This window comes from Actinomadura sp. NPDC000929 (assembly GCF_040492065.1).
GTDB classification, from domain to species: Bacteria; Actinomycetota; Actinomycetes; order Streptosporangiales; family Streptosporangiaceae; genus Spirillospora; species Spirillospora verrucosospora.
Genome location: NZ_JBEUPA010000252.1, coordinates 1 through 6633, shown reverse-complemented (window position 1 = coordinate 6633; position 6633 = coordinate 1). Strand labels below are relative to the sequence as shown.

The 6633-nt window shown below is 73.2% G+C and carries 7 protein-coding genes; 3 read left to right on the top strand and 4 right to left on the bottom strand.

Annotation, left to right across the window (positions count from 1 at the left end; genetic code table 11):
• Positions 1-107 precede the first annotated feature (107 nt).
• The 3 genes from ABWI04_RS41085 to ABWI04_RS41075 form a co-directional block, all read right to left on the bottom strand.
• Positions 108-911, bottom strand: coding sequence for a hypothetical protein (locus ABWI04_RS41085; RefSeq protein WP_353835794.1), 804 nt, complete (start codon positions 909-911; stop codon positions 108-110).
• 2 nt (positions 912-913) lie between these two features.
• Positions 914-2203: a VWA domain-containing protein gene (locus tag ABWI04_RS41080; RefSeq protein ID WP_345172581.1), complete on the bottom strand. Its 1290-nt coding sequence runs from the start codon at positions 2201-2203 to the stop codon at positions 914-916.
• Positions 2204-2264: 61 nt separating this feature from the next.
• Positions 2265-2738 carry an RrF2 family transcriptional regulator gene (locus ABWI04_RS41075; protein WP_353835793.1) on the bottom strand — a complete coding sequence of 158 codons (474 nt, stop codon included), beginning with the start codon at positions 2736-2738 and terminating at the stop codon, positions 2265-2267.
• Positions 2739-2819: 81 nt separating this feature from the next.
• Between ABWI04_RS41075 and ABWI04_RS41070 the strand changes: the two genes are divergently transcribed.
• Positions 2820-3563 carry an SDR family oxidoreductase gene (locus ABWI04_RS41070; protein WP_353835792.1) on the top strand — a complete coding sequence of 248 codons (744 nt, stop codon included), beginning with the start codon at positions 2820-2822 and terminating at the stop codon, positions 3561-3563.
• A 73-nt stretch (positions 3564-3636) separates the two neighbouring features.
• Positions 3637-4146, top strand: a complete 510-nt coding sequence (msrA, locus tag ABWI04_RS41065) for a peptide-methionine (S)-S-oxide reductase MsrA (protein ID WP_345172587.1) — start codon at positions 3637-3639, stop codon at positions 4144-4146.
• A gap of 70 nt (positions 4147-4216) precedes the next feature.
• Here the strand turns inward: msrA and ABWI04_RS41060 are convergent, their stop codons facing one another.
• Positions 4217-5287: a helix-turn-helix transcriptional regulator gene (locus ABWI04_RS41060; protein ID WP_353835791.1), complete on the bottom strand. Its 1071-nt coding sequence runs from the start codon at positions 5285-5287 to the stop codon at positions 4217-4219.
• Positions 5288-5349: 62 nt separating this feature from the next.
• On the opposite strand from ABWI04_RS41060, the gene ABWI04_RS41055 reads away from it, so the two are divergent.
• Complete coding sequence (locus ABWI04_RS41055) at positions 5350-6504, top strand: epoxide hydrolase family protein (protein WP_345172591.1); 1155 nt, start codon at positions 5350-5352, stop codon at positions 6502-6504.
• Positions 6505-6633 lie beyond the last annotated feature (129 nt).

Here is a 6633-nt window from a genome sequence, read left to right as displayed (position 1 = left end):
GTGGGGGGGCCGCCCCGGCCCCGCCCCGCGGGGGGCCCCCCGCCGGCGTGCCGGGGGCCGGGGGGGGGGGTCCGCCCGCCGCCCCCCCCGGCCCCGGCCCGGACCGGTCAGCGCGGCGCGGAGAACCAGCGGCGCGGATGCCGGGTCAGGCTGTAGCCCGCCACGGACATGACGGCGGCGAGGACGCCGCCGCCGATCGTCCACCACCACCGGCCGGACGGCCAGGAGAACCAGCCCTTGACCCGCTCCGCCGGCTTCGGCGCCGAGTCCACGGGGCCCGCCGACGGCGCGGCGCCCGGGGCGAGCGTGGCCCCGGGGTCGACGGCCGGGGACAGCGGCGCCTTCAGTTTCGCGCCCGCGGGCCGGGCGTCCCCGTCCTTCGCGCTGATCCGCACGTCGGCCCGGATCGGCAGGCCGAGGTCCTGCTCGGGCAGGCCGCTCGCCGCGAGCCGCAGGTAGTAGGTGCCGGGCAGCGGGTCGTCGGACCACGGCTCGGCCCACGCCCGGACCCGCCGCAGCGTGCAGCGGAGCCTGACGCTCGCGGCCCCGGCCGCCGCCGTCGCGTTCTGCGGACCGGCCGTGCACGCCTGGCGGCGGCGCAGCCCGTCGAAGACGTCGATGCCGTACGTCGCGGCGCCGTGGCGGCTCGCCGCGGGGGGCAGCGCGACCGTCACCGCGATCCGCCCGGTCTGCCCGGCCGCGGCGGCGAACGACCAGTACAGGTAGTCGCCGGTCGAGGCGGGCACGCGGACCGGCTGCCCGGGTTCCACGGTGGTCGCGGTCAGGAAGGACGTTCCCGCGGTGCCGATCGTCGGTCGCGGGCTCGGGGAGGGGGCCGCGGCGGCCGGCGCGGCGGTCGCCGGCAGGACGGCGCAGGCGGCCGCGGACGCGAGGAGGAGGGAGGCGCGCATGGTCAGTTCTCCTTCCAGACGGCCACCCGCCACCGGGCGAGCCATCCGGTGGCGAGGCCGGCGACGAGGCCCGTCGCGGCGAGCACGATCAGCAGCAGCCAGCCGCGGCCGAGGTCCGGTTCGCCCGGCGTGTCCGAGGACGGCACGAGGTCGACGGTCAGCTCCAGCGGCATGCCGGGCGCCGTCCGCACCGTGGGCGGGGCGGAGAAGGAGTTGCTCACCACCAGGCAGACCGGCGTGCCGCCGGAACCGCCGTCCGGCGACGGCGAGGCGGAGGCGTCCGCCCCGGTCCGCTGGTCCGACCAGCGCAGGCCGGTGGACTGCACGTCGGTGCGTCCGCTGCCCGCGTCCGTGCCGCGGACGAGTTCCTGCCCGGCCCCGGACACCGCGCGCAGCAGGACGCCGTGGTCGGGGTTCAGGGTCCGGTCGAGCGAGACGCTGACGGAGGCGCGCAGCTCCTGGCCCGGAGCCACCGACACCCGGTACCAGCGGTGCTCGCTGAACCGCTCCCGGTCGGTGTACACGCCGGGCGCGAGCGTGGGCGCGTCGGCGCACCCCGCGGTCCCGGCGACCTTCTCCGGAGTCCTCTTGTAGGTGGTGCCGGCGCGCTGGACGAGCTGGTTGAGGCGGCCGGTCAGCTCCTCCTGGTGCTGGACGGCGGTGTAGGTCCCGCCGGTGGCGTCGGCGATGCAGGTGAGCTGCTGCCGGACCTTGTCGTTGAGGGTCAGCCCGAGGGTGTCCACGACCAGGTGCGTGCCCTGGGCGGCGAGCTGGCGCGCCACCTCGCAGGGGTCGGGGGGCGAGCAGGTGTCCTCGCCGTCGGTGATGAGGATGATCCTTCGTGTCGTCTCCCCGGTGCCCAGGTCCCTGGTCGCCGCGCGGAGCGCGAGCCCGATCGGCGTCCAGCCGGTGGGGCGCAGCGTCGCGATCGCCGCCTTCGCCCGCGCCTTGTCCACCGGGCCGACCGGGGAGAGCTGCTGGGTGTCGGTGCATCCGACGGCCTTGGGGCTGCCGGGGAACCGGTGCCGCGCCCCGAGGACGCGGATGCCCAGCTGCGTCCCCTCGGGCAGGGAGTCGACCACCGCGCCGAAGGAGTGCTGCGCGACCGCCATCCTGCTGAGCCCGTCGATGTCGCGGGCGCGCATGGAGCCGCTGACGTCGAGCACCAGCTCGACCTTGGGCGGCTCCGCGGGGTCGCCGTCATCGGCGGAGACGGGGGGTGCGCCGACCAGCGCCAGGGGGGCGAGCAGGGCGAGCAGACAGCCGCCCGCGAACGATCGTTTGAAGATCACCAGGGGATCCTAATGACGCCCGGAGGCCCCCCGAGCGGAGATCGGAAAGCCTCCTCCCGAGCTATGTGATCTCCGCCAGGCGCGCCCGGGTGCGGGAGGGTGCCGACGGCGGGAGGGTGTCGAGGACGTCGGCCAGGGTGACGCCGGAGAGGCTGTCCCGCCAGGCCTGGTGCGCGTCCGCCATCTTCGCGGCGAGCACGCAGGTGCTCCGGCACTCGGCGGCCGGCAGCGCTCCCCGGCCCTGCCGGCGGATCTCGCGGCACTCGTACGGTGAGGACGTGCCGTCGACGGCCTCGACGACCTGCAGGAGCGTGATCTCGGAGCCCGGCCGCGCGAGACGGAATCCTCCGCGCGGGCCCGCGGTCGCGGTGAGCAGGCCTGCCTTGACGAGGGCCTTCAGTTGCTTGGCGAGATAGGGCGCCGGCAGGTCGTAGTACTGCGCCAGCTGAGCCGTCGACGCGCTGACTCCCGGATCCAGCTGGGCCAGCGTGGTCGCGCAGTGCAGGACCCATTCGGTGCTAACAGGCAGTTTCACACCCGAAGCGTATCGCAGATATCATGGATCTGTTTTATCCATGATACTCTTCGCTCGACCGCCAGGACATGGGAGGACACCATGCGGATCGCCGTCGCCGGCGCGACCGGGAACATCGGAACCCTCACCGCCGCCGCTCTCCAGCGGGACGGCCACGAGGTCGTGGGCATCAGCCGCTCGCTCGGCGTGGACCTGACGACCGGCGAGGGCCTCGACGACGTGCTGGCCGGCGTCGACGCGGTCGTCGACGCCACCAACAGCACCGCGGCCGACCCGGCCGAGACGGTGGCCTACTTCGGCGCCGTCACGCGCAACCTGCTCGCCGCCGAGGAGCGGGCCGGCGTCGGTCACCACGTGCTGCTGTCGATCGTGGGGGTCGACCGCATCGAGGGCAACGCGCACTACGCCGGCAAACGGGAGCAGGAGCGCCTGGTGGCCGCCGGTCCGGTGCCGTGGACGATCGTCCCGGCCACGCAGTTCCACGACTTCGCCGCGATGGTGACGAGCTGGACCGAGCGGGACGGCGTCGCCGCGATCGCGCCCCTGCTGGTGCGGCCGGTCGCGCCCGCGGACGTGGCCGCCGTGCTCGCCGAGATCGCGACGGGCCGGCCGCGGGGGCGTTACCGCGATGTCGCCGGGCCCGAACCGCAGGACCTGGTCGACATGGCCAGGCGCACCGGCCAGGCGCGCGGCCGCACGGTGAAGCTGGTGCCGACGTGGTCGGCGATATTCAGCCCGGAGGCGGCGGGCAACGTGCTGCTGCCCGGCCCGGACGCCCGCATCATGCCGACCACCTTCGACCAGTGGCTCGCCGAACAGCGGTAGGGGCGGCCCATGGAATAAGGCCGCTGCGACGCCCGCTGTAGTGAGCGACGAAGGACACGAGGGGGAAGTGAACATGGCAACCGAGAGGGCCCTGCTCGCGGGCGGCTGTTTCTGGGGCATGGAAGAGCTTTTCCGCCGGCAGCCCGGAGTGGTCTCCACGCGGGTCGGCTACAGCGGCGGCGACGTGCCCAACGCCACCTACCGCGACCACGGGTCCCACGCCGAGACCATCGAGGTCGTCTACGACCCCGACCTGACCGACTTCCGGGCGCTGCTGGAGTTCTTCTTCCAGATCCACGACCCCACGACGGTGAACCGGCAGGGCAACGACATCGGCACGAGCTACCGCTCCGCCATCTTCTACACATCGGACGAGCAGCGGAAGGTCGCCGAGGACACCATCGCGGACGTCGACGCCTCCGGCCTGTGGCCGGGCAAGGTCGTCACCGAGGTGACGGCCGCCGGCGATTTCTGGGAAGCCGAGCCCGAGCACCAGGACTACCTGCAGAAGTACCCGAACGGCTACACGTGCCACTTCCCCCGCCCCGGCTGGAAGCTGCCCAAGCGCACCGCCGAAGCCTGAGCCCGCGGGAGAGCGCGGACGGCCATGCGTGCCGTCCGCGCTGCCGGCACCTTGCCGACTTCGGCCTGTCCTACGACGGCCTACCCGGCCGAACCGAGCCCGCATCACCGCCGCCCTCGGCCTCGCGGCTCCTGCTCATCCTGCCGATCGAGCGCAGGTAGCGTTCGCCCAGGACAGCGAGGTGGTCGACGAGACCGGCGGGTCCGGTGACCTCGAAGTCGAGTCCGAGCATGCCGATGTACACCGCGATGGTCTCCAGGCTGTCGGCTCCCGTCACGAGCACGCACTTCTCGTCGCTGACCGACTCGACCACGCCGACGGTGGCGTTGATGCGCGACAGCACCTCCTCCGCGGGGGCGAACACGGTGATCCGGGCGTGCACCTTCCAGCCCGTCGAGGCGACGTCGCGCAGGACGAAGCTGGTGTAGTCGAGTCCGGGCAACGGGGTGGGGGTGAACACGCGGTGGGTGGGCATGCGCGGGGTGATCCAGTCGACCCGGAACGTCGCCCAGGTGCCGGCCTGCGGATCGCGTCCGACCAGGTACCAGCGGCGCGTCCAGCTGACGAGCCGGTAGGGCTCCACGAGCTTGGGCCCCGACGTCGCCGCCGTGCCCGAGGGCAGCTCGCCCTCCCGCTCGTCGGGCCCGGTGGTGTAGTCGAAGCGGAACCATTCGTGGTCGCGGACGGCCGTGGCGATCTGCGCCAGGACCGCCGCGTCGACCTCGGGGTCCTCGACGTTGGAGGCGGTGTTGTGGGGCCCCTGGGAGGTGGACTCGTGGATCGCCGCGACCTGGCGGCGCAGCCGGTGCGGGAGCACCTGCTCCAGCTTGGCGAGGGCGCGGGCACTGCTCTCCTGGATGCCGCTGATGCCGGTTCCGGCGCGCAGTCCGATCGCGATGGCGACGGCCTCCTCGTCGTCCACCAGCAGCGGCGGCAGCTTCGTGCCGGCGCCGAGGCTGTAGGAGCCGGTCGTGCCGCGCGTGGCCTCCACGGGATAGCCGAGCTCGCGCAGCCGCCCGATGTCGTTGCGGATCGTGCGGCTGCTCACGCCGAGGCGTTCGGCCAGCTCAGAGCCCGGCCAGGACGGTCGCGACTGCAGGAGTGAGAGCAGGGCGAGGAGTCTCGCGGAAGTTTCCAGCATGACCTGCATGATGCCGCACCATTAGGAATCGAATCTTCCTATATGGGTTCTACTGTGAAGCCATGACGACGACGAAGAAGTCCGCTTCCGCCGAGATCCGCCCCTTCCGCGTGGAGATCCCGCAGGCCGAGCTCGACGACCTCGCCCTGCGGCTGGCCAACACCCGGCTGCCCCGCCCCGCCGCGGTCGACAACTGGGACCTCGGCACGCCGAACAGCTACCTGCGCGAGACCGTCGAGCACTGGCGCAACGGCTTCGACTGGCGGGAGCAGGAGGCGCGGATGAACGAGTTCCCGCACTACCTCACCGAGATCGACGGCCAGGAGGTCCACTTCATCCACGTCCCCTCCGCCGAGCCGGACGCCACCCCCCTGCTGCTCATCCACACCTACCCCGGCTCGTTCGTGGACTTCCTCGACATGATCGGCCCGCTCACCGACCCGGTCGCGCACGGCGGACGGGCCGAGGACGCGTTCTCCGTGGTCGTCCCCTCGATCCCCGGCTTCGGCTTCAGCACCCCGCTGTCCGACGGGGACTGGACGATGGCGCGCGTCGCCCGCACCTTCGACGCCCTCATGCGCCGGCTCGGCTACGAGACCTACGGCTCGCACGGCAGCGACGCCGGCACCATGATCTCCCGCGAGCTCGGACTGCTGAAGCCGCCCGGATACCTCGGCATGCACGTCCTGCAGCTGTTCTCCTTCCCCTCGGGCGACCCGGACGAGTTCGCCGGCTTCGGCCCCAAGGAGTACGCGGCGCTGGAGCACATGCAGTGGTTCCAGTCGGTCGGCGGCTACAACGCGATCAACGCCTCTCGCCCGCAGACCGTCGCGGTCGGCATCGCGGACTCGCCCGTCGGCCAGCTGGCCTGGAGCGAGCTGTTCAACTCCTTCGGCAACGGCACGAGCCTGGTGACCCGCGACCAGATCCTGACCCAGGTCACGCTGTACTGGCTCACCAACACCCAGGCCACCGCGGGCCGCTACCACTACGCCGAGGCGCACTCCGGCGCCGAACCGGCCATCAACACCGCGCCGACCGGCGTCGCGGTCTTCGCCGACGACTTCCAGACCATCCGCTCCCTCGCCGAACGCGACAACACCAACATCGTGCACTGGAGCGAGTTCCCCACCGGCGGCCACTACGCCTCCCTGGAGGTCCCCGAAGCGGTGACCTCCGACCTGCGCACCTTCTTCGCCGCCCTACGGAAGGGCTGAATCCCCGGCCGCGGCGGGGGGGGGGGGGGGGCGCCCCCCCCCCCCCCCCCCCGCCCGCCCCCCCCCCCGCCCCCCCCCGCCCCCCCCCAGCCACACACGGCGCCACCCCCCCCCCCGCACCCCCCCCGC

Excerpts from the sequence above, each read along its gene's own strand:
- ABWI04_RS41060 (WP_353835791.1), bottom strand. The coding sequence starts at position 5,287 with ATGCTGGAAACTTCCGCGAGACTCCTCGCCCTGCTCTCACTCCTGCAG.
- ABWI04_RS41055 (WP_345172591.1), top strand. The coding sequence starts at position 5,350 with ATGACGACGACGAAGAAGTCCGCTTCCGCCGAGATCCGCCCCTTCCGC.
- msrA (WP_345172587.1), top strand. The coding sequence starts at position 3,637 with ATGGCAACCGAGAGGGCCCTGCTCGCGGGCGGCTGTTTCTGGGGCATG.
- ABWI04_RS41085 (WP_353835794.1), bottom strand. The coding sequence starts at position 911 with ATGCGCGCCTCCCTCCTCCTCGCGTCCGCGGCCGCCTGCGCCGTCCTG.
- ABWI04_RS41070 (WP_353835792.1), top strand. The coding sequence starts at position 2,820 with ATGCGGATCGCCGTCGCCGGCGCGACCGGGAACATCGGAACCCTCACC.